General features: G+C 44.5%; 20 protein-coding genes. 13 read left to right on the top strand and 7 right to left on the bottom strand.

What is annotated here, in order from left to right:
• Positions 1-21 precede the first annotated feature (21 nt).
• From QUA04_RS05960 to QUA04_RS05950, 3 genes are all read left to right on the top strand, one after another.
• Entirely contained in the window at positions 22-1,074 is a 1,053-nt protein-coding gene (locus QUA04_RS05960; protein WP_333254731.1) for a Uma2 family endonuclease, read from the top strand.
• A 136-nt stretch (positions 1,075-1,210) separates the two neighbouring features.
• Positions 1,211-2,830: a cyclic peptide export ABC transporter gene (locus tag QUA04_RS05955; protein WP_333254728.1), complete on the top strand. Its 1,620-nt coding sequence runs from the start codon at positions 1,211-1,213 to the stop codon at positions 2,828-2,830.
• Positions 2,811-3,239, top strand: a complete 429-nt coding sequence (locus tag QUA04_RS05950) for a GNAT family N-acetyltransferase (protein WP_333254726.1) — start codon at positions 2,811-2,813, stop codon at positions 3,237-3,239. Before QUA04_RS05955 ends, QUA04_RS05950 begins: the two co-directional genes overlap by 20 nt.
• A 2-nt stretch (positions 3,240-3,241) precedes the next feature.
• On the opposite strand, the gene QUA04_RS05945 is transcribed toward QUA04_RS05950, so the two are convergent.
• Positions 3,242-3,601: a Spx/MgsR family RNA polymerase-binding regulatory protein gene (locus tag QUA04_RS05945; RefSeq protein ID WP_333254724.1), complete on the bottom strand. Its 360-nt coding sequence runs from the start codon at positions 3,599-3,601 to the stop codon at positions 3,242-3,244.
• Positions 3,602-3,693: 92 nt separating this feature from the next.
• Positions 3,694-4,137, bottom strand: coding sequence for a DUF4332 domain-containing protein (locus QUA04_RS05940; RefSeq protein ID WP_333254722.1), 444 nt, complete (start codon positions 4,135-4,137; stop codon positions 3,694-3,696).
• A gap of 395 nt (positions 4,138-4,532) precedes the next feature.
• Here QUA04_RS05940 and QUA04_RS05935 point away from each other — a divergent pair, with 395 nt between their 5' ends.
• The 6 genes from QUA04_RS05935 to QUA04_RS05910 all read left to right on the top strand — a co-directional run bounded on the left by QUA04_RS05935 (position 4,533) and on the right by QUA04_RS05910 (position 11,827).
• Positions 4,533-5,921 (top strand): aminopeptidase P family protein, encoded by a 1,389-nt coding sequence (locus QUA04_RS05935; protein WP_333254720.1) that lies wholly within the window; start codon positions 4,533-4,535, stop codon positions 5,919-5,921.
• 180 nt (positions 5,922-6,101) lie between these two features.
• Positions 6,102-7,664 carry an adenylate/guanylate cyclase domain-containing protein gene (locus QUA04_RS05930; protein ID WP_333254718.1) on the top strand — a complete coding sequence of 521 codons (1,563 nt, stop codon included), beginning with the start codon at positions 6,102-6,104 and terminating at the stop codon, positions 7,662-7,664.
• A 209-nt stretch (positions 7,665-7,873) separates the two neighbouring features.
• Positions 7,874-8,857 carry a GntR family transcriptional regulator gene (locus tag QUA04_RS05925; protein ID WP_333254716.1) on the top strand — a complete coding sequence of 328 codons (984 nt, stop codon included), beginning with the start codon at positions 7,874-7,876 and terminating at the stop codon, positions 8,855-8,857.
• Complete coding sequence (locus QUA04_RS05920; RefSeq protein WP_333254713.1) at positions 8,854-9,114, top strand: hypothetical protein; 261 nt, start codon at positions 8,854-8,856, stop codon at positions 9,112-9,114. The genes QUA04_RS05925 and QUA04_RS05920 overlap by 4 nt, the downstream gene beginning before the upstream one ends.
• On the top strand, positions 9,104-9,778 hold the full coding sequence (locus QUA04_RS05915; protein ID WP_333254709.1) for a nitroreductase family protein: 675 nt from the start codon (positions 9,104-9,106) through the stop codon (positions 9,776-9,778). The genes QUA04_RS05920 and QUA04_RS05915 overlap by 11 nt, the downstream gene beginning before the upstream one ends.
• Positions 9,779-9,937: 159 nt before the next feature.
• Positions 9,938-11,827 carry a hypothetical protein gene (locus QUA04_RS05910; protein ID WP_333254707.1) on the top strand — a complete coding sequence of 630 codons (1,890 nt, stop codon included), beginning with the start codon at positions 9,938-9,940 and terminating at the stop codon, positions 11,825-11,827.
• Between the two features lie 53 nt (positions 11,828-11,880).
• On the opposite strand, the gene QUA04_RS05905 is transcribed toward QUA04_RS05910, so the two are convergent.
• Entirely contained in the window at positions 11,881-12,519 is a 639-nt protein-coding gene (locus tag QUA04_RS05905; RefSeq protein WP_333254704.1) for a Uma2 family endonuclease, read from the bottom strand.
• Positions 12,520-12,678: 159 nt separating this feature from the next.
• A complete protein-coding gene (locus QUA04_RS05900) occupies positions 12,679-13,458 on the bottom strand; it encodes an ABC transporter permease (protein WP_333104365.1) in 780 nt (259 codons plus the stop codon).
• A gap of 127 nt (positions 13,459-13,585) precedes the next feature.
• Here QUA04_RS05900 and QUA04_RS05895 point away from each other — a divergent pair, with 127 nt between their 5' ends.
• From QUA04_RS05895 to QUA04_RS05880, 4 genes are all read left to right on the top strand, one after another.
• Positions 13,586-14,743, top strand: coding sequence for a DegT/DnrJ/EryC1/StrS family aminotransferase (locus QUA04_RS05895; RefSeq protein ID WP_333254702.1), 1,158 nt, complete (start codon positions 13,586-13,588; stop codon positions 14,741-14,743).
• Between the two features lie 424 nt (positions 14,744-15,167).
• The gene (locus tag QUA04_RS05890) at positions 15,168-16,844 is read left to right on the top strand and encodes an AarF/ABC1/UbiB kinase family protein (protein ID WP_333254700.1); all 1,677 of its coding nucleotides are present in this window, start codon (positions 15,168-15,170) and stop codon (positions 16,842-16,844) included.
• Between the two features lie 184 nt (positions 16,845-17,028).
• Positions 17,029-17,403, top strand: coding sequence for a hypothetical protein (locus QUA04_RS05885; RefSeq protein WP_333047934.1), 375 nt, complete (start codon positions 17,029-17,031; stop codon positions 17,401-17,403).
• A 177-nt stretch (positions 17,404-17,580) separates the two neighbouring features.
• Positions 17,581-18,531 carry an NAD-dependent epimerase/dehydratase family protein gene (locus tag QUA04_RS05880; protein WP_333254697.1) on the top strand — a complete coding sequence of 317 codons (951 nt, stop codon included), beginning with the start codon at positions 17,581-17,583 and terminating at the stop codon, positions 18,529-18,531.
• A gap of 113 nt (positions 18,532-18,644) precedes the next feature.
• On the opposite strand, the gene QUA04_RS05875 is transcribed toward QUA04_RS05880, so the two are convergent.
• The 3 genes from QUA04_RS05875 to QUA04_RS05865 all read right to left on the bottom strand — a co-directional run bounded on the left by QUA04_RS05875 (position 18,645) and on the right by QUA04_RS05865 (position 22,613).
• Complete coding sequence (locus QUA04_RS05875) at positions 18,645-20,543, bottom strand: glycosyltransferase family A protein (RefSeq protein WP_333254695.1); 1,899 nt, start codon at positions 20,541-20,543, stop codon at positions 18,645-18,647.
• 226 nt (positions 20,544-20,769) lie between these two features.
• A complete protein-coding gene (locus QUA04_RS05870; RefSeq protein ID WP_333254692.1) occupies positions 20,770-21,642 on the bottom strand; it encodes an Npun_R2821/Npun_R2822 family protein in 873 nt (290 codons plus the stop codon).
• Positions 21,639-22,613 (bottom strand): Npun_R2821/Npun_R2822 family protein, encoded by a 975-nt coding sequence (locus QUA04_RS05865; protein WP_333254690.1) that lies wholly within the window; start codon positions 22,611-22,613, stop codon positions 21,639-21,641. The genes QUA04_RS05870 and QUA04_RS05865 overlap by 4 nt, the downstream gene beginning before the upstream one ends.
• Between the last annotated feature and the right edge of the window lie 174 nt (positions 22,614-22,787).

The raw sequence follows: 22,787 nt of genomic DNA, 5'->3' as shown, positions 1-22,787 counted from the left end.
GATAAAAGTGGGTAATTGAGAATGACTAAAGAACACGTATACCGCATCAACACTGTTTGGACGGGTGCCAGTCAAGGTTCTACTTCATCTTACGACGCTTATTCTCGTGAGTATGCCATAAATATTGAGGGTAAGCCGCCATTTGTGGGTTCGGCAGACCCGACTTTTCGGGGCGATGCTTCTCTGTACAATCCCGAAGATTTGTTGTTGATGGCACTGTCAGCTTGTCATATGTTGAGCTATCTTGCTTTGTGCGCTCGTGCTGGGATTCGGGTAGTCTCTTACTCGGATGCAGCGATGGGCAAGATGGCACAAAAGAATGGAAAGATTAGGTTTACCGAGGTAATTTTGCATCCGCTGGTAACAATCGAAGCTGGTGACGATTTGGAAAAAGCCCGCAGTTTGCACGACAACGCACATCATGTTTGTTTTATTGCTAATTCGGTGAATTTTTCGGTGCTGCATGAAGCAAAAATGCTAGTAAAAAATCAGCCCAACAAGTTTTATACTCCAGATGAGTATCGAAAGTTAGAGGAAACTGCCGAGTTTATAAATGAATACCGCGATGGAGAAATTGTACCAATTGCAGGCAGCACGATTAATCGCAGCCAGATTAAAGGCAATATCTGTGCTGGTTTGCATACTGCTTTGCGGGGGAAGAATGCAAAAGTATTTATCAGCGGTTTGCGGTTGTGGATTTCTCGGTACCGACGAGGAACTTACCCGGATCTGATGGTGATTGAAGGGGAGCCAGTTTTTACCGAAGGACGCAGTGATGAGATCCTCAATCCGATGCTCATCGTGGAAGTGCTTTCTAAGTCTACCAATGATTTTGATCGGGAGGATAAGTTTCGGTGTTATCGCTCTATCCCTGAATTCCGTGAATATGTGTTAGTCAATCAATCTGAGTTTTTAGTCGCACAATATATTAAAACAGAATCAAATGAATGGTTGTTTCGGGAATATGAGGGAGAATCAGCAATAGTTTCTTTTGCTTCCTTGGGAGTGCAAATGTCGATGAGCGAGATCTATGCAAAAGTGGTATTTGAAACCTCAGAAACAGAAGTACAATAATCAAATTAATTGGTTGGTTTCGGCAAATCCCCGACTTCTGAATCAAATTCAGTGGCGAGCGAGATTGTTACCAAGAAGTCTGGGATTTGGTTGGTTGGCACCAGAATTTCAAAAGTTAAATTAAGAGTAAAATTAGATGAATGTAATTTGGTTACTGTTAAAGGCTTCTTGGTTAAATGTTTCCATTGCCATACTCACAGGCTTAATTAGCGGCGGTTGCAGCGCTATGTTAATTGCTCTAATCAACCGCGCCATCAGCGACAATTCAAACCAGAATTTAGTCTGGTATTTTGCGGGATTAGCAGTTTTGGCTCTCGTCGCCGGAGTCATATCGCAATTTTTGTTAATCTACCTTTCTCAAGAAGCGGTTTATAATTTGCGTCTGAGTTTGAGTCGCGGGATTTTGTCTACTCCTTTGCGGAATTTGGAAGAGTTGGGTGCTAACCGCTTACTGGCAACTCTGACTGATGATGTGGGAACGCTTTCTAATACTATATTTTTGATTCCTTTTCTCTGTGTCGATATCGCCGTTGTCGTCGGCTGCTTAACTTATTTAAGCACTATTTCGGGTACAGTTTTTGTTGTTGTATTTGGTTTTATGGTGCTGACGATTGGCACGGTGCAGTTGTTGCTAAATAAAATGCGGAAATTCTTCGATTTAGCCAGAGAAGAACAAGATACATTGTTTAAGCATTTTCGCAGTATTACTGAGGGAATTAAGGAACTAAAACTGCATTCCTTGCGCCGCCAAGAGTTTTTTACGGAAGAATTGCAGGGGAGTGCTGATGCTTCCCGCAATTATAACGTGACTGCTTTGAATACTGGTGCAGTTGCGATGGGAGTTGGGCAGTTGCTGTTTTTTATGCTGATGGGTTTGTTGTTATTTGTTGTACCCAAATTTGTGCCAGTTTCAACTCCGGTTTTGTCAGCTTACATTCTGACAAGTACCTATTTGATGTCTCCGTTTAACAATATTTTGCAAAGGTTGCCGGCGCTTTTTCGTGCTAATACTTCTGTGGAAAAGATAGAGAGAATGGGATTGGCTTTGGCAAGTCAAGCTGAGATAAATTCAACGGTTAAACTGCCTGACACGGCTCAGTGGGAGACGCTGGAGTTAAATCGAGTAATTCACAGCTATCCGGGAGAAAAAGAAGACATCAATTTTAGTTTGGGCGAGCTTAATTTGAAGTTTCATCCGGGTCAATTGGTGTTTATAATTGGCGGAAATGGCAGCGGGAAGTCTACTTTAGCTAAGTTAATCACTGGTTTGTATATTCCTGAATCGGGAGAAATTCTCCTAGATGGCCAGCCAATTACTGACGAAAATCGAGAGTGGTACAGGCAGCATTTTTCTGCGATTTATTCGGATTTCTATCTGTTTGAAAGGCTTTTGGGGATGACTAATCACGATTTGGACAAGCAGGCGGCTGAATATTTGCGAGAGTTTCATTTGGAAAATAAAGTTCAGGTGAAAGATGGAGTTTTGTCAACTACGGCTTTGTCTCAGGGACAGCGAAAGCGGCTGGCTTTGTTGACGGCGTATTTGGAAGATAGACCGATTTATTTGTTTGATGAATGGGCTTCGGATCAAGACCCGTTTTTCCGGGATATTTTTTACAAGCAGTTGCTACCGGAGTTGAAGCGGCGGGGGAAAACGGTGTTTGTGATTAGTCACGACGATCGCTATTTTGATTTAGCCGATCGCGCAATTAAACTAGATTACGGTAAAGTAGAGTATGACCGAGCAAATGGATAAGTACCGAATTGTCGAAACTTTGACCGAAAGCCAGGTTTCCGACTTGATGGATTTGTACAAAAACGAGTTTTGGAGCGACAAGCGGACGCGGGAAGATGTGGTGAAAATGCTGGCAGCAACTGATGTTATCATTGGTTTTGTCGATGAGAGCGATCGGCTAATTGCTTTTACTCGCGTTATCACCGATTTCGTATACAGAGCGATGATTTTTGATGTCATTGTCAAGCCGACGCACAGAAAGATGGGACTGGGTGCGAAGTTGATGGATGCAGTTTTAAATCATCCAGAATTGCAAGCTGTCGAGAACTTTGCTCTTAACTGTTTGCCGAACGTGATGCCGTTTTACGAGCGTTGGGGTTTCACAGATGATGTGGGCGAGATTAAGCTTATGCGGCGAACAAGAGGCTGAAATCAGCTTGTTAAAAAGCCCAGTTTTTCTCTAATTTCCTCTGTTTTGAAACCTACTAAAACAGCCGTTCCATCTTTAACGAACAGAGGACGTTTTAGCAGCATCGCATCCTTTGCAAAAGCCTCTATCCACTCTTCGCTATTCCAATTTTTCTTGTCATCGCCCAAAGCGCGGTAAGATTGACCGGAAGTATTTCGCATGGGTTGAAAACCCAAAGCAGCTACCCAGCTTTGAATTGTTTCGCGTGTCGGCGGCTGTTCTTTGGTGTTAATGAACTCGTAATTAACATCGCTATCTTTGAGCCACTGGAAAGCTTTTTTGCAGGTTCCGCAGTTTGGGATTCCGTAAACTTGAATTGACATAATAATGCGTGTTGACTGTTGACTGTTGACTGTTGACTGTTGACTGCTGACTGTTGGCTAATAAGAACTAACAACTAACAACTGACAACTAACTAATGACTACTGACTAATCTAGCTTGTTGAACCCATTGTTGCACGCGATCGACTGAAGGAGTCAAGTCATTGCGCTGCATTGTCGCTACGTGCAGCCTTAAAACTTGTTGGTGCAATCTCTCCACGGGCATTTGAGCCAATTGAGCCGGAGAAGCAACGCCGGCGTGCAGTAACAGCCCGCAATACTGACACCCTACACTCGGAATTCGAGCCAAATTTGCCATCGCTACCCATTTATTAACATATTGAATGTTAATCTGTAATTGATTGGCTAGCAACACTTTCGCCGCCTGGGTTTTCGTCAGGCGAATTAGTTGTCCGGTTGTGGTGATGCTGCACTCTTCCAGTTGAGATTGGTTTTCCTTGCTCAATCCCGGTAAGTGTGCGATCGGCCAGTCGCGTACTTGCACAGAAGTTTGAGGAGCTTTATGAGAAATTTTCATGTTTTTTCAGGGAATTTTACTTATACTTTAAAGTCTAAAATATAAAACAGTCAATAGAGGCGATCGCTCACGTCACCCAATCAACAAAAACCCAACCAAGGAATTTGACTAATTGCGGGTGTTGTGACCTTTCTGCTAATTGCCTTCACCGTAGCACTTTCAGCCTGTTTTCCTGCGTGTGAATCAGGCTTACTGCTTAACCAAATCATCCCGGCGATGACGACAAAGACTCTAAAAAAGACAGGCTATAAATGCTAGCAAAAAAGAAGTTATAGATGAGAAGTTTCTCAAAAATGGCTGCCAAGTTTGCAGTCAGAATTTTAGTGTTTTAATGCTGAGAATGCAAAAACTTGTGGCTGACTGCAAACCCAACTCAAAATTATAGGTCTTTACCCATGAAAATTACAGCAGGTTATGATTTGTTAACTAATACTCTACACCAACGGCGGCAAAAACTGGCTACTTTAATTAATTTTCCGGTAATTTTTTGGTCGGGGCGCAGCATCCCTCGCAATTATCCGGCACTTACTTATCCCTTTCGTGCCAGCAGTCACTTTTTATATTTTGCTGGTTTGCCCTTAGAAAATGCTGCCATTCGCTTAGAATCGGGCAAATTAGAATTGTTTTTAGATGACGCACCTGCTAGCAGCACTCTTTGGCACGGAGAAATGCCGAAAAGAGCAAAAATTGCCGAACTAATTGGGGCTGATGCTGCTTTTCCAATGGCCGAATTGAAATCGCGATCTACAAATGCAGCAACGATCGCCGTTCAGGATTCTTGGACTCAGTTGCAACAGTCTCAAATTCTCGATCGCCCTCTGGCACCACCCAACTCGCCAACCGGAATCGACCTAGAATTAACCAAGGCAATTATATCTCTGCGCCTGAACCACGATGCAGGCAGTTTGGACGAATTGCGTCAAGCTGCTGCTGTCACTGTAGAAGTTCACAAAGCGGGAATGGCGGCAACTCAAAATGCTCAAATTGAAGCAGGGGTGCGCGCTGCAATGGAAAGTGTCATCATCTCCAAAAAAATGACCTATGCCTATCCCAGTATCGTGACTGTGCATGGAGAAGTGCTGCACAGCGAACATTATCACAATTCCCTACAAGCAGGAGATTTGCTGCTAGCAGATCTCGGTGCGGAAACATCAACGGGATGGGCGGCTGATGTAACTCGCACTTGGCCGGTTTCTGGCAAGTTTTCTCCGACTCAAAGAGCGATTTATGATGTAGTTTTGGCAGCACACGATGCTTGTATTGATAAAATTAGTCCGGGAGTGGAATATCAAGACATTCATCTGTTAGCTGCTCGGATTATGGCGGAAGGATTGGTTGATTTAGGTATCTTGCGGGGAAATGTTGAAGATTTGGTAGAAATGGATGCTCACGCGCTATTTTTTGTTCACGGTATCGGACATCTAATTGGTTTGGATGTTCACGATATGGAAGATTTAGGAGATTTGGCTGGCTATGAAGCCGGAAGAACCAGAAGCAGTCGGTTTGGGTTGGGATTTTTGCGGCTGAATCGAGTTTTGCGTGCGGGAATGCTGGTATCGATCGAACCGGGATTTTATCAAGTTCCGGCAATCTTAAATAGCCCAGAAAACCGCGCCCAATATGAAGATTTCGTAAACTGGGAGGAGTTGGAAAAATTTGCCGATGTGCGCGGAATACGCATAGAAGATGATATACTTGTCAGCGAAGACGGTAGAGAAGTATTGACAGGGAAATTGCCCACAAAAGCTCCGGAGATTGAGGAGTTAGTTGCGGTAAATACGTAAGTAGAGCCGAGTTCGATCGCACATACGCAGTTCCATCAGGTGTGAAAAAAGATAAAAATGAATAAAGGTTGGCCAAGAAATCTTTCGATATTAGTTAAAAAAGTGGTCTCGCAAGTCAGAAAATTCGCTGCACTAATACTTCCACGCATTGTTCGCAAACCTGTATCCTCGCCGCCGCGTATGCAAGCTGCACCTTTGCCCAGCAACGAAGAAGAGAGGCTAGAAGCACTTCATCGGTACGATATTCTAGATACAGAGGCAGAAGCAGCTTTTGACGATCTAACAGCTTTAGCCTCCTATATTTGCGGCACTCCTATTGCTTTAGTAAGCTTAATAGATTCTAACAGACAATGGTTTAAATCAAAAGTCGGTCTGGAAGCGCCCGAAACTCCGAGAGAGTCAGCTTTTTGCGCCCACGCTATTTTAAATCCCAACGAATTGCTAGTTGTACCCAATGCTCTAGATGACGATCGCTTTGCCGCCAATCCGCTAGTAACTTCCAATCCAAATATTCGGTTTTATGCTGGCGCGCCGCTAGTAACTCCTGATGGTTATCCGATCGGCACTTTGTGCGCGATAGATACAATCCCTCGTAATCTCAGCCCACAACAACTAGAAGCGCTGCGGACTTTAGGACGGCAAATTATCAACCACATGGAGTTGCGAATCAATCTGACTAAATTAAAGCGGGCACAGCTCAGGAACAAACAAGTAGAAGAAAAACTCCGTTCTACCGACGAGCAAATTGTCAATTTTTTAGAAGGAATGAGCGATGCTTTTTTTGCTTTCGACACCCAGTGGCGATTTACTTACGTCAATTACAAAGGATCGCAATTTTTGAAGCGCTCGCAGGAAGAACTTTATGGTAAAAATTTTTGGGAAGAGTTTCCCGAATTCAGGAATTCTGATTTTTATAAAGAGTATCATGAAGCTGTAGCCAAACAAATTGGAGTAGCTTTTGAAAAATATTATTCTCCCTTAAGAGTGTGGCTGGAAGTTAGGGTTTTTCCTTCTCACGACGGCATTTCTGTGTTTTTTCATGATATAACTAAACGCAGGCAGATGGAATCTGCACTCAGGAAAGAACAGAAAAAAACTGAACGTTTACTGCTAAATATTTTGCCCGAACCGATCGTCGATCGGTTGAAGCACCAACCGGGGGTAATTGCAGACAAGTTTGAAAAAGCAACAATTCTTTTTGCTGACTTGGTGAATTTTACCCAAATTTCTACTACCATGTCCGCCACTAAATTAGTATACTTATTGAATGAAATTTTCTCAGTTTTTGACCAACTGAGTGAGAAGCACGGCTTAGAAAAAATCAAGACGATCGGGGATGCTTACATGGTAGCAGCCGGTATTCCCATTGAACGTCGAGACCACGCAGAGGCGATCGCCGAAATGGCGCTGGATATGCTAGCAGCAATTAAGGAATTAAATGTGAAGCTAGACGCCAACTTTGACCTCCGCATCGGGATTAATAGCGGCCCGGTGGTAGCGGGGGTAATCGGCACTAAAAAATTCATTTACGATTTGTGGGGAAATGCCGTGAATACAGCTAGCCGCATGGAATCTCACGGCATAACAGGTCGCATTCAAGTCAGCCACTATACTTATGACTTGCTGCAGGATAAATATGAATTTGAAGATCGCGGCGAGATCGAGATTAAAGGTAAAGGGAAAATGCAGACTTATTTGCTGACGGGTATAAAAATAGCAAGCGAGCTCAAAATCTCAGAGTAAATAAAACTAATACTTGAAAGTACCTGATTGTTGAGGGAAACTCCCGAGGCGGCGATCGATCGCCTCGAAGGCGCGATCGTCCTGTGGCAGAACGGCTGCTGCAGATCAACCAAATAAGATTATGCTATAGACAGAGATATCCGAGCAATCCTAGGCGCGGTACTCGACGTTATAAAAATACTAAGTTGAAGTCGTCGGAGCCTTTAATAATGGTTCAATTTCATATTCAAACCGATAGCGATATTCCAGCATCCACCCAACTATTCAATCAAATCAGGTTTGCGATCGCCTCGCGACAATTTCCGCCCGGACACCGCTTGCCCAGCACCAGACAGCTAGCCATGCAGACGGGTTTGCACCGCAACACCATCAGCAAAGTATACCGCCAGCTCGAAAATACCGGACTCGTAGAAGCCCAAGCAGGATCGGGCATTTACGTCCGTGCTCAAGGCAACGAACACGGCAACAAACTCAAATCTCCGATCCTCGAAGAATATCCCCTTGCCAACAAAATAGTGCAAGGAAGTATCGATCAACTGCTGGGACAGGGCTGTACGCTCAACCAAGCGAGGGAATTATTTTTGGCCGAAATTGACTGGCGGCTCAGGTGCAGCGCCCGCGTGGTCGTCACAGCCCCCACAGAAGACATCGGCGTGGGTGAACTGATGGCGAAAGAACTCGAACAAGCTCTTCGCATTCCCATACAGTTAGTGCCGATGGAACAGCTAGGTACTTTTTTGGATCAAATTTCTTCGGGAACTGTGATCACGAGTCGATATTTTATCGGAGAAGCAGAATCGATTTCGGCACCGCGTTCGGTGCGAGTTATTCCCGTAGACATCTACGACTACAGCGAGGAAATCCAGTTAGTGGGGGGTTTGCCGAAAGATAGTTATTTAGGCCTCGTCAGCCTGAGTCCGGGAATGCTGCGATCGACCGAAGTCATCATCCACAGCCTCCGGGGAGAGGATTTGCTGGTGATGACGGCCTTGGTGTCAGATGAGTACAAGATTAACTCGATCGTGCGATCGGCCAGAACAATTTTTTGCGACCAACCGAGTTTTGCTACAGTAAAAGCTGCCATCAATGCGGCTAGAGAAGATATTATTCGTCCCCCGCAACTGATATGCTCCGAAAATTACATCGGCTCTAAGTCGATTAATTTGCTCAAGCGCGAGTTGGGCTTGGGATGACGAAGGAAGAAGGAAGAAGGCAGAAGGAAGAGGGAAGAAGGAAGAAGGAAGAAGGAAGAGGGAAGAAGGAAGAAGGAAGAAGGAAGAGGGAAGAAGGAAGAAGGAAGAACAACAATTCAACTTTTTTAAGTTACCAATCCCAATGCCCGAATCCCAATGCCCAATGCCCCATGCCCGAATCCCAAGGCCCAATGCCCAATGCCCAATGCCCAATTACCGATTACCAATTACCCATGAGGATTATTCATGACAATTGAAATCCAACCTTCAATTAATGTTAAAACCGCGATCGAAAGCCGCCGGGCCGCCCGCAGCTTCAAACCCGATCCGATTCCCCCAGCAATATTGGCAGAGATTTTGCGATTGGGAGTGCGATCGCCCTCCGGTTACAACTTGCAGCCTTGGCGGTTTATTGTACTTCAAGACCAAGCCAGCAAGGAAAAATTAAAAGCTTGCGCCTTCGATCAGCGCCAAGTGGTAGAAGCCCCAACAGTATTAATCTGTTGTGGCGATCGGCGCGCCGCCGGGCCCGAAAACACCGAAGCCGTCATCGAATTGGGCAAAGCCACAGGGGCAATGAATGACAATTTAGCCGGTTATATGCGACAAGCAATCCCGCAATTGTTCGAGCACCGTCCTTGCTTCGAGTCCCTAGAAACTTGGACAAACAGACATACAATGCTCGCAGTAGCTCACTTAATGATTGCAGCTAAAAGCTTTGGGGTAGACAGTTGTCCGATGGAAGGTTTTGTCAGCGCTAAGGTGAAAGAAGCCTTTCAAATTCCCGAAGAAGTAGATGTTTGCTGTTTGCTGCCCCTTGGTTATGCAGCAGCACCTTTAAAACTATATGGCGGGCGTTTTGACGTGAGTCAAGTTTATTACAGCGAAAGTTATGGACACGCCTTGCAAGTTGAGATTTGAGAGTTAAGATTTTGTTGCAACTTGAATTTTAAGATTTAAGATTTGGAAGGAACTGGTGCCCAAGTTCAAACCAATCAAAAATCCCGACAGTTCTGCAATCTAAAATCCAAAATCCAAAATCTAAAATCGAAAGTGGTGATATCAGAGAGAGGAAAAAATATGACAGCAGCAACGCGACAAAGCAACGCCCAAATTCTAGAAGTAAAATTGCAGCAACACTTGCAAGCAGCCGGATTTAAAAACTTACCGCTTTATATTAGTTGTGATTTTCGAGATGAATCTTTAACGGTTGTGGGAGAACACCCCCGCAGTTTAGTTCTCAAAGCCAAACCGACTTTTGCGGTGCTAGAAGCAGCAATTCTTGAAATAGAACCAGAATCTATTCAACAGATTGGACTTTGCCTGAAAATTACCGGGCAAAAACAGCCTTATGCTTTCCATTCTTTTACTATGCACAACCCTGTTTTGTCAAGACCCAAAACAGTGCAGTTGTTCAAAAAAACAGAGAATATCCCGCCAGCAGAAACCGGGATAGTCTTAACAGAAAATGCGACCCCGGCGGGGGATGTAGAGGAGGAGATACCGTTAGAAACGGATGAGAAAGATGCGTGGGATGAAGAATATTTCCCCAATGTGTCTGAGAGTTCCAGCAATTCCGAGCCGATCGCCTTTAGGGTAGCTGCAATCCCGGCAGATATTGGAGACAATCCCTTCAATCCGCTGGATATGGAAGCGGTAACAATTCCCCAACAACCCAAGCATTCACCGTTTGCGATGCTGGCTGCTGCAGGAATCATCAGCATGGCGGCGCTAGTTTTGGCAGGGGGTTATTACCTGCTGAGCCGCCCCTGCGTCATCGGAGGATGTCCTGCTTTAGCTAATGCCAAACAGTTGAGCGAGAATTCGACGAAGACGCTGAAAACGTCAAAAGTTGCCAACACCCCCCAAGAAGCGCAGCGACAGTTAAAACAGGCGATCGCCCTTTTAGAACCGATTCCCTCCTGGTCAATTCATCGCGGTGAAGCTCAAAGCGCTCTGGAAAGCTACCGTTCGCAAAATCAGAATTTAAACTCTGTGATCGATGCAGCGCGCCTCGCAAAGTCAGCAGCCCAGAAAACCCAAAATCCCCCTTATTCTGCCGATAATGGGCAGGAAGCGCAAGCTCTGTGGCAAAGTGCGATCGCCGAACTCGGAGAAATCCCCCCAGACAGCCCAGCTTATCCATTTGCTCAGAAAAAGTCAAAAGAATACCGGAAAAATTTAGCAACTGGAAATCGGCAGTTAAGCACAGAGAAACAAGCCGAAAAAACGCTGCTCGCCGCCAAAAGTACAGCCCAAATAGCCGAAGCTCGCGAAGCAGTAGCTCACACAGCCGAGACTTGGACTCAAGTGCAATCAGGTTGGGAAGAAGCCCTCGAAACCCTATCAGCAATTCCCACGAGCACGACATCTTACCAACAAGCTAAACTGCTTGTTCCCAAATACGAAACCAAACTTTCAGACGCTCGCGAGCGCAAAAATGTCGAAGGAATTTCGGAAAATGCGTATACTCAAGCTGTGACTTTAGCAGCGGAAGCTCAAATTTTCGAGGGCAAAAACGCCTGGTTTAAAGCATCTGAATACTGGCGAAGAGCTTTGAGTTACGCGGAGCAAGTGCCGGCAGCAACTGCATATTCTCAGAAAGCCCAACCCTTGCTCGCTTCTTACAAAACTTCCTTGCAGCAAGCAGAAGTAAGGTTGCAGGAAGAAAGAAACCTGCAAAAAGCCCGCACCGATTTAGATAGAACTTGCAAAGGCAACCCCAAGATTTGCGACTATACTGTTAGCAAAGGTTTGATTGCCGTGCAGATGACTCCAGGTTACGTGCAGAAACTGCAACAAACTTTCATCCAAGCAAACAACAACAATGCTGTGAAGACTCGCCAAGCTGTAGAAAAGCACGTTGAAACGTTGCAAAAAGCCTTGGAGGCGATCGCCGAAAACGCCCAAATCCCGATGCAGGTGTACGATGGCGAAGGCAAGCGGATTGCGAGCCACGAACCGAAGTAGTTGTAGGGTGGGTGAGGGCGAACAATCTGTCAGAGCGATCGCAATGTGTACACTCACGCACCGCCAGCAATTTCATCCCCAGTCAATCCCGCTTGAAAAACTTGTTGCGCCGTCAAATTCAACTCTGGGAAAGTTGCGGACTCGATGTTGTCATCTCCCCGAAACAGGCTGACTTGATACTCGCCGTCTACTAACTGATAAACTGATATAGTAGGTTGTTTGGGATTGCCAATAAATCGGCGGCCACCCAAACCGAGATAATCCACAATCCAATATTCGGGAATGCCGATTAGTTCGTATTCCCCTACTTTCCTTAGATAATCATCTTGCCAATTAGTGCTAACTACTTCAAGAACCAACGGAATTGAGGCTCCTTTAGTGACAGTCGAGAACTTTTGCCACAGAGGTTCTGATGCTAAATTGGCTTCATTTAAGATCAGAACATCGGGGGAATAAGCTGATTCGTTTTCTGGTGGCTTAACTAATGCTTGTTTGGGGATGAAGTACGGCAGGTTTAGCCGATCGAATTCCACGGTCAATTTTCTTGCTGAAAAACCGATAACTTTCTCATGTCTTCCTAATGGCTGTGACATTTCAACAATCCCTCCATTGTGCAGTTCATAACGTGCATTTTCGGGCTTCCATTCCGCAAATTCTTCAAAAGTTAGCGGTTTAGTTGCTATTTGAATCATGGCTATTCTCCTTAGTGATGAGTGGGGCGGGCTATTCGGCTCACTCCACAAGATAACTCACTCTGTGTGGAACAGGCCGGAAAGCCTGTTCAATAAAATAAGGCTAAATGCAAGTTCCTACCTACCTTATATTACCAATTACCAATTACCAATTAACAATTACCATTTTATCAACTGTGCATCTTGATTGAAAAACTTCCGGGACAACCCCTCAGTCAACAGCAGAGTTGCGATTACAGTTGCCAGCGCTAATACAAACATAATTAAAATCTGGTAAGATGCTGCATCGAGAGGACTGACACCGCTCAGCATTTGACCTGTCATCATTCCCGGTAAAGTTACGATTCCTACCACCGTCATTGTATTTAAGAGCGGGATTAATCCAGCTTTGATCGCATCTTTGCGGTACTGTTTTACTGCTTGCTGCGGCGTCGAACCTAAACTTAAATGGGTTTCTATTTCTAACTGGCTGCTATTAACTGTACTCACAAGTCTTTCGCCGGCGATCGCCCCCGAGTTCATGGCATTGCCTAAAATCATACCCGCTAAAGGAATCAGGTATTGCGGTTCGTACCAAGGGTCAGGTTGCAAAATTAGCAAGTTTGTATAGGCGAGAGTCAAGGCCGTACTGATCAAAATTGAACCCCAAACTAAGGGCAGTAAGTTCTTGATTTTTTTGCTGATGCGGTTGCTGGCAACCATGCTAGCTGTTGTCAGCATGATTGCTAAAACTGCTAAAACCAGCCAAGGATTTTTCCCCTCCGGGTCAAAGATGACTGCGAGCACGTACCCGACTAAGATTAGCTGGATCAGGGTGCGCCCCGCCGCGATCGCGATCGCCCCCTCCAACCCCAATCCCTGCCACGCCGAAAGCCCGATCGCGATCGCCACCATCCCCAAAGCCCAACCCAAATCTGTAAAATCTAGCAGAATTAACACCGGCCCACCCTTTCGATAATGTGATTGTTTGCCTGTCCAAATATAAGATATTGCAATAAAGGTTTCTGAGAAACAGTTTTGCTGCAAGAATTTGCTTTGATAATGCTTGAAATTTATGGTGTGAAGAGTGAATAATGTTCCCCCCCTCGACTTAACCCGCCAATACGCGCAGATTGGCGACGAGATAACCGCTGCGGTGCAAAAAGTGCTTGCCTCTGGCGGCTACGTAGGCGGCCCGGCCGTGAAGAGTTTTGAACGAGAGTTCGCCGACTACATCGGCGTTTCCGAGTGCGTTGGCTGCAACTCCGGCACCGATGCCCTGATTTTGGCTTTGCGAGCTCTCAAAATTGGCCCTGGCGATGAAGTGATTACCACTCCTTTTACCTTTTTTGCTTCGGCTGAGACAATTAGCGCCGTCGGCGCCACTCCAGTATTTGTCGATATTGACAGCGAGACTTTTAATCTGGATGTCGAACTCCTCGAAGCGGCAATTACCGAAAAAACCAGGGCAATTATGCCAGTACACATCTTCGGCCAACCGGTAGACATGACTCGGCTGATGGAAATTGCGACTCGGCACAATTTAGCCGTAATTGAAGATTGCGCCCAGTCTGTCGGGGCCGAGTGGCAATCTCGAAAAGTCGGCAGCATTGGTCATGTCGGATGCTTCAGTTTTTATCCGACCAAGAATTTAGGCGCTTGCGGTGACGGTGGCGCGGTGACGACAAATGATCCTGCCCTCGCAGCTTCGATGAGAATGCTCAAAGAACATGGACAGTCTTCTAGATATTTCTACGAAGAAATCGGGTACAACAGCCGTTTAGATGCCCTGCAAGCGGTGATTCTCAGCATTAAATTGCGGTATCTCGACAGTTGGAACGCCCAGCGGCGGGAGAAAGCCGAACTTTACACCGAATTTCTCTCCCGCGTGCCCGGAGTTGCCGTCCCCAAAGCATTGCCCGAAGCAAAAGGAGTTTGGAATCAATACACGATCCGGCTGACAAGTCCAGAAGACGCGCAAAATCCCTCTGGCAATTTCCGGGACTCGGTGCGGGTTCAGTTGCAGGAAGCTGGCATCGGTTCGATGGTTTACTATCCGTTACCTTTGCACCTGCAACCTGTTTACAAATCTTTGGGCTATCAAGCAGGTCAGTTGCCACAGGCCGAGCAAGTTTGTCGCGAAGTCTTGTCTTTGCCGATGTTCCCGGAACTGTCGAGGGATCAACAAGAGCGGACGATTTATGGGCTGAAAGATTGCTTGGCAAAGGCCGATCGCATCCGGTAGCTTTGACGCGATGGCATCAGCGAGGGAAATGCAGGAGGAGAAAAGAATTGCAGGGTTGCAGTGGTGTGAGAATGTGCAGCGGTCAGGGAGAGCTGTTAAGTATTTTGACCGATCACTTGTACTTTTATGTACTATATTTAATGAAAAGAAACAAATTTAGGCTAGCAATCCGCCTCGAACGGGTGCATTTTCCGCTCGCCTAAACCTTGCAATGCGATCGGTCAATGATGAAGAAGGAAGAAGGAAGAGGGAAGAGGGAAGAACGAAGAAGGAAGAACGAAGAACGAAGAATAAATAATATTTGAACTTTCGACTTCCAATCCCCGATGCCCGATGCCTGATGCCTAATGCCCGATGCCCGATGGCCGATGCCCAATTCTCAATTTAACCTGTAATTTTCAGAAGATAAGAGGAAAATAAACGAGTGCCTCAGTATCAATTCACTCAGGCTAGACGCTACGATCCACAAGCGATCGCTCAGTATTACGGCAAACGTCCTTGGAAAGCAATTTGGCGCGCAATTACCGTTATTTGGTCTTTTGCGGGCTTTGTGCTAGGGATGCTGTGGGACAGTTGGCAGCACGAAGTCGCAGCACACCAGCCGGAACGAGCCACCCACCTGCGACAAATACTCACTCGCTTGGGCCCCACTTTCATTAAAGTCGGCCAAGCACTTTCTACCAGACCGGATTTGATCCGCAAAGACTTTCTCGAAGAATTGATCAAACTTCAGGATCAATTGCCGCCGTTTGACTCGGTGCGCGCTTTCGAGATTATTGAAGCGCAACTCGATCGCAAAATTAGCGAAACCTACAGCGAAATCTCCCCCGAACCTGTCGCCGCGGCAAGTCTTGGTCAAGTCTACCGCGCTCGCCTCCTCACCGGGGAAGCAGTAGCAGTCAAGGTTCAGCGACCGAATTTGCTGCCAGTCTTGAGCCTTGACCTTTACTTAATGCGCTGGGCGGCTGGATGGTTGGGCCCCTTGTTGCCGCTGAATCTCGGTCACGACCTTTGTTTAATAGTCGATGAATTCGGTATCAAATTATTCGAGGAAATTGATTATATCAATGAAGGCCGCAACGCCGAGAAATTTGCTACAAATTTTGCCGACGACCCGACAGTAAAAGTTCCGAGCATTTACTGGCGCTATACTTCAAACTGCGTTCTGACTCTCGAATGGATTGACGGCATCAAGCTGACAGATATGGCAAGTGTTAAAGCCGCAGGTTTGGATACCGATAGTTTAATTGAAGTCGGAGTCCGCAGCGGTTTGCGACAGTTGCTGGAACACGGATTTTTTCACGCTGACCCCCATCCGGGAAATCTGTTTGCCTTAGCGGACGGCCGTATGGCTTACATTGATTTTGGGATGATGGATCAGATGGAAGAAACAACTAAAGAAACTTTGGTTGATTCTGTCGTTCATTTGATCAACAAAGATTACTTACAATTAGCCAAAGATTTTGTCAAACTTGGCTTTTTGACACCAGATACAGATATTATGCCGATCGTCCCGGCGTTGGAATCTGTATTAGGTGATATCGTCGGCGAAAAGGTGTCAGATTTTAACTTCAAGACGATTACAGACCAGTTTTCGGAGTTGATGTACGATTATCCTTTCCGAGTGCCGGCGAAATTTGCCTTAATTATTCGCTCTCTGGTGACAGAAGAAGGTTTGGCCCTGACGCTGAATCCGAATTTCAAGATAGTCGAGGTGGCGTATCCTTATGTAGCGCGGCGTTTGTTGAACGGAGAATCTCCGGCTCTGCGGCGGCGTCTGATTGAGGTATTATTCAAAGATGGCAAATTCCAGTGGAACAGGTTAGAGGACATGATCGCGATCGCCCGATCGGATCGCAGTTTCGACTTGCTCCCCACAGCACAACTAGGCTTGCAATTTTTGCTGTCCGAGGAAGGATCGTTTTTGAGACGCCAGCTAATGTTAGCTTTGATTGAGGACGATCGAATCCACACCGAAGAAGTTCGCAGCCTGTGGAACTTAGTCAAGGAAGATTTGCAGCCCGGTCGCCTGTTCAACGTTGCTCTAGGCGCTTTGACGGAGTTTTCCACAGCAGGAGCAGCCGCGCTAACTCGATTTTAATTAGAAGGAAGTTCGGCAACGGATTCTGTAACGGATGTAACGGATGTCATGAAGAAGGAAGAGGGAAGAAGGAAGAAGGAAGAAAAATAATTCTACTCTTGCCCATTCCCAATTCCCCATTCCCAATTCCCCATTCCCAATTCCCCATTCCCAATTTCCAATTACCCAAATTAAGGAATTATTCGTGTATTATTTTCCAGAACCTCCCTATTTTTTAATGTCGGCTGGATTACTAGCAGGTATGGCCTCCGGCGTAGCATTTGAAGCAACTCTCAAACAATCCGTACAACAATGGTCTAAAAATCGTTCTACTCGCACTTTGGCTAACCTGCCAAGGCTGCAATTGGTCATACCTTTTCTGGGAATGGCGGGCGGAATTTGCGTATTTTTAGCTTCCGGGATGGAGATTTTTGGCTTCCCAAAACTACTTTGTTATGCCCTAGCTTTGCCACTGACGGTACTCACGGGCTGGCTAGTTTGGACTCAGCTAGGTAAGCTTTTGATCGAGTTAGAACGCGGAGGTTCCCAAGCGCTGGATTTAGATTCTTTTGAACAATGAAAGTTAACTATCAACCTCTTTTGTGAAAAGCAAAGGGGTTGATAGTTATCTAGGATTATCCTAATTTGAGACTTTTTGAACCGCCGATAACCCAGAGGAAGAGAAAGAAGAAAATGACAAGTTAGGCAATAATTTGTGTAAAACTTTAAAAATTTAAAATCTAAAATCTAAAATCGAATGAGTATTTTAATTGTTACGGGTGCGGCGGGGTTTATTGGCTCTAACTTAGTAGAAACTCTTTTAAATCGAGGGGAGACGGTGATCGGTGTTGATGAGTTCAACGATTATTACGATCCGGAACTCAAGCGCAAGAATATTGCACGATTTGAAAAGTATCCGGGTTTTGAATTGGTGGAAGGCGATATTTTGTCTGTAAATTGGCGATCGCTTTTATCCGATGCTAAGGTAATATTTCATCAGGCGGCGCAAGCAGGAGTTCGTGCTAGCTGGGGCGACGGTTTTCGTAGCTATACCGAACGCAACATTAACAGCACTCAAGTATTGTTAGAAGCGGCAAAAGATGCACCAAGATTGCAAAAGTTTGTCTATGCTTCTTCTTCTTCAATTTACGGCAATGCTGAATCTTTTCCCACGAATGAAAACGCTTGCCCGCAGCCGGTTTCTCCCTACGGAATTACGAAATTAGCCGGTGAACGTTTGTGCGGGCTTTATTACAAAAATTTTGGTCTTCCGACTACTTCGCTGCGCTATTTTACCGTTTACGGGCCGAGACAGCGCCCCGATATGGCTTTTCACAAGTTTTTTAAATCGATTTTGTTTGACGAGGCGATTTCAATTTTCGGCGACGGATTGCAAACGCGGGATTTTACGTTTATCAGCGATTGCGTTGCGGCGAATTTAGCGGCGGCTGAGGTTGCGGAAGCTGCGGGAGAAGTTTTTAATATTGGTGGGGGAAGTCGGGTAGTTTTAAAGGAAGTTATTGATACAATAGAGAGAATTGTCGATCGACCTATTCGGATAGATTTTACCGAAGCTGCGAGGGGAGATGCGCGGCACACTAGCGCGGATGTGTCTAAAGCCCAGAAAATATTAGGTTATCAGCCGCAGGTTGCTTTAGAAGAAGGTTTAAGGCGCGAATGGGAATGGATTCAGTCTTTGTACAGTTAGATACTATTTATCCCAGAAATTCTGCAACTTAAATTGAACATTGTTAATGTTGTGAATTCCCCTACTTTTGAGATTTCTCTGCCAGCGAAATGCTGCGATTATACTATTATTTTTTAGAAAAAATCGCACTCTGTGTGATTAGTAATGGCTTCGATAATTTTATTCAAAACTTTTTTAGAATCCGTCATTGTACTTAGCCAATAACTACCTGAATGTTGCCGGTGATAATAACTTAAATTACTCACAGCATACAAGCTGCCGCCACTTTTCAACCACAAATAATTGAAAGCGGCGACATCGGAAGCTTGCACGCAAATATCTTGATTATCCTCGGCACAATCCAGGTATTTCTGTACATTGACGAAGTAGTTGCCATCATTAATAAAATTGCGAAATAATTTAGGATTGGGATTATTTAGAATTAATTCTCGTGCTTTTTCAAGATGGATTTCTGTATCAGAAAATAATTTAAAATTAAAGTAGGGATTGGCGGATGTCGGACAGTAAATTAGCTTAGGATTCCATGCAGTTATGTGGTAGAGTCTATCGACATAAGTTTCGCTCAAGGCATTGTCAGAGTCAAGAATAATTGCCCACTCATTTTTGCAGTGGGAAATCGCCATAATTTTGCTTTTATACGCACCAAAATTTTGCTCACCTCTGCGGATAGAAATCTTAGGTGACAAGTTTGCTATATTTGCTTGCATCCTAGAAAACTCTTCGCGGCAGGAAGCATCATCGTAAATAATAATATCATCAATCCGATCGTCATACAAAGCATTGCACAATGCACCTACAACCAAACTAGAACGGTTAAAATGGGTAATAGCTAGAGATATTTTACTTCTGTTAGCCACAGACGGACGCCGAATTGAAATTAAGCGAACGCCTAGAGGGCTTGTCCGCAAGTCCATCATAATTTTGTAATACTGTTGGTAAACTTTATTTTCGAGTTGTAAACTGCGAATTTTTCGGCCAGCTTTTCGCAAAATATTCATTTCTGTATTTGCCAATCTATACCTAAAGTTGATATTTTTTTGCCTGACAAAGGTTTTGGCATTTCTGTATCCGCGCACTAGCAAACTTGGGGATTTGAGTGGGGGGCATTTTTCCGGTGACTTCAAATAACGGTAATGCAGAAATACATCTCGGTAGGGAATCTCCACATCTTCGCCAGCACACAATAGATTAATTTTGGTAGCCGAAATACTCATGTAATGCAAATAAGTAAGCCGCCGTCCTTTATCATATAAAACATCATTTATCACCTGAAATTGAGACGACCAATGATTTCCCGTTACCTGTTCGGGTTGAGCATATGCAAAGTTGTAAAAAGATATTTTGCTGCGGGCGACTAAATAGTTAAGTAAAGATTGGTCAGCGCCCCGTAAAGACATGATTTCCGCTTCTCCTGATGTTAATTTTTCTAAAAATTGAGAGCAATTATTTCGATTAAAAACCCCCGCTTTTGACGCAAACCAACCTGCACAAAAAGTATGAGATTGCAGTTCGTCCAAATTTAAAGTTTGAGGTAATTTTGGGGAGGATAAATCAAATATATAATTGAGGTCTGATTTGTATTGAAAATCGTTTGCTACCCAGTCAAATTCATCTAGTTTTTGATAAATGTAATCTAGAGTCCCCATTAACAGAGTGTCGGCGTCAAAATAAATAAATTTATCAAAATGGCCGTCAAAACAACATAATTTTCGGTGCATTTCCAAACATTGAACAGGTTTTAAACCTTTAGATTGCCAAACTTTTTGAGCTTTTGCATGAGTTTTCCAAACTTGAGTCGCAAAGTCTTCCCAGAAAATGATTGAATCGGTATTTTCAAACAGGGTGACATGAGGACGAGTTGCAATTTCTACTTGCACTTTTTTCATTCGATTATCATAGGGAATGATACAAACAGGAATATTTTTTGCCCCGTTGACTTCGAGACTGTTTAATAAAGCGACTAAGTGGTCGAACACAACATCGTTTGCTAAAATATAAATACCATTGGTCATCGTTTTTTAGTTAATAAATAACCCAGCGCATATAGATTTCTTTTTAGGTGCAGGCAAGATGCCCACACCACAAGAAATAAAATTTATTGATTGTGGAACAGGCATCTTGCCTGTTCTTCCAAGCTTGTTTGGTGTCAAAAACACAACCAAATTTATGAATTGTGGAACAGGCATCTTGCCTGTTCTTCCAAGCTTGTTGATAATAATACAACATATTATTTTATCCTCACCTACTGAAAGCCCGAAATATTTTTTGCACTAAATTTGGTTGTTCCTCATTGAGATAACGATAATGTTTCCAAAGTTTCCAATAAGGACTACCCGATTTAATGGGTATTCCAGCCCAGTGAATATATTTTAACCTTTTGCCTTTGTCATAAAGAACATAATCTATTTCTTGAAAATGCTGGGACCCAGCCCAGCTTCCAGGTTCGGTTGCTGAATCTTTAACAAGATTGCAGCGTTTAGGAATCAACTTAAGAATGATATAATTTAGTATAGGTTGGTCGGTGACATTTTGAGTAAAGTCAAAATATTCTCGATGCTGCGAACATTCTCGCAAAATTTCATACATTTGCGATTCTGTAATAGTTCCTTTTCTGGAGGCCCAAAAACCGCTGTTGAATACATCTTGAAGCTGTGAGTCTGTAAAGATATTTTGTTCTTTTACAGCGGGGGAAAATACATTTCGCAGTTTTTCGCTGAGGTGGTGGTAGTCGCAGCAAAAAAAGTCTACTTCTGATAGTTTGTTTAAGTTGTCTGCGATGTCTTCAAAGACGATGATATCGGTATCGATGTAGAGAAATTCGTCAAGCGGGCCAAACCAGGCGGCGAGTTTTCGCATTTTGTTAGGCAGGGCTAAAAAGTTGCGATCGAACGTTTGGCCAATTTCTCTGGTAAACTGTTCCACAAACTCCAGATTTGGGAACAATCGCACCCCGTGGAGACTGCTGAGTGCCGCTGCCACTTGCTGATAATTGTCGTCGAAGGGAATCAGAAAAACAGGTACTTGACAATTGTACAGACGTATGCTGTTTAAAAGGGCGATCGCACTTTCGAGCACCTTATCATTCGCAACAATATAAATACCGCGACTCATACATTTATCCTCAACCTTCTCAATACCCTTTTTAACAAATTCGGCGCAGAAACCTCAGTATAAGACTTTGGCGCTTGGGCAAAAATCGGACGCTTGGACGGTTCGCGGAGATAGCGGTAATGCAGGAACAAATCGCGATAGGGAAACTCAATATTTTCGCCCGCACAAACTCTCCGAATTAAATCCGGCGGCACACCAATATAATGAATGTAAGTAAGTCGGTTTCCCTTGTCGTACAAAATCTGATCTTGCTCTTGAAAATGTTGGGAAGTGACGCTGCACCCAGTTTTTTCGCCATCCGGGAGGCTATAAGCAAAATTATAGCTATTCATCCCCGTTTTCATCACCATATAATTGAGCAACGGCTGTTCTCCCGCACCTTCATAGAGAATTTCCGCCTCGCCCGATTGCAGTTGAGCTAACAGCCATTCCCTAGTATTTTGCTCAAACAATCCTTGCTTGCTGGCGTAAAATCCAGAACAAAATATTTCCGAGTCTATCCGATTTTGCTCAAAAACTTCGATTAGTTTTGGTGACTGAATATTGTATACTTTAGTTGGGGATAGAAATTGAAAATCATAAACCACAAAATCCGATTCCTCTAACTTCTGAAAAACCGCATCAAGGGAATTCATTACCAAAGTATCGGCATCCATATAGATAAACTTTTCAAACGGGCCGTCGAAAGCGCAAAAGCGCCGATGTGCGCCGTAAAGCCGAAATTTTTTGCGGTTCAAGCGCTCTGGTGCGGCTGCTTGCATGAAGTTGTCCCATCGCTGAATAGAGGCGCTATCTTCATAAATAAAGACGTTGGGACGGTGGACAATTTCAGCTTTGATTTGCTGTATTTGGTCGTCGAAAGGATAAATACAGACAGGAGTATTTGAGCCTAAGATAACTTCTATACTGTTGAGTAGGGCAATTAGTTGGTCGTAAACTGTATCGTTGGCAAGCGTGCAAATTCCATTCATATTTAGTGAATAAATTGTGGTAGGGTGCGTCGCGTGTCGCATATTTGTAAGTAGCGAGAATTGTTTGTAGCGACGCACCCTACACTCTACAAGGGCTGACCGCCTGTACGTCTACAACTATCAAAGAAACCGGGTTTTTTGCTGTTGCTGTCGGCTGTAACCAAGTATCCTCGC

The sequence above is a fragment of the Microcoleus sp. S13_C5 genome (assembly GCF_036700845.1).
Taxonomy (GTDB): Bacteria; Cyanobacteriota; Cyanobacteriia; order Cyanobacteriales; family Microcoleaceae; genus Microcoleus.
The sequence above is the reverse complement of the archived record's forward strand: the minus strand, read 5'-3'. Positions and strand labels throughout refer to the sequence as shown.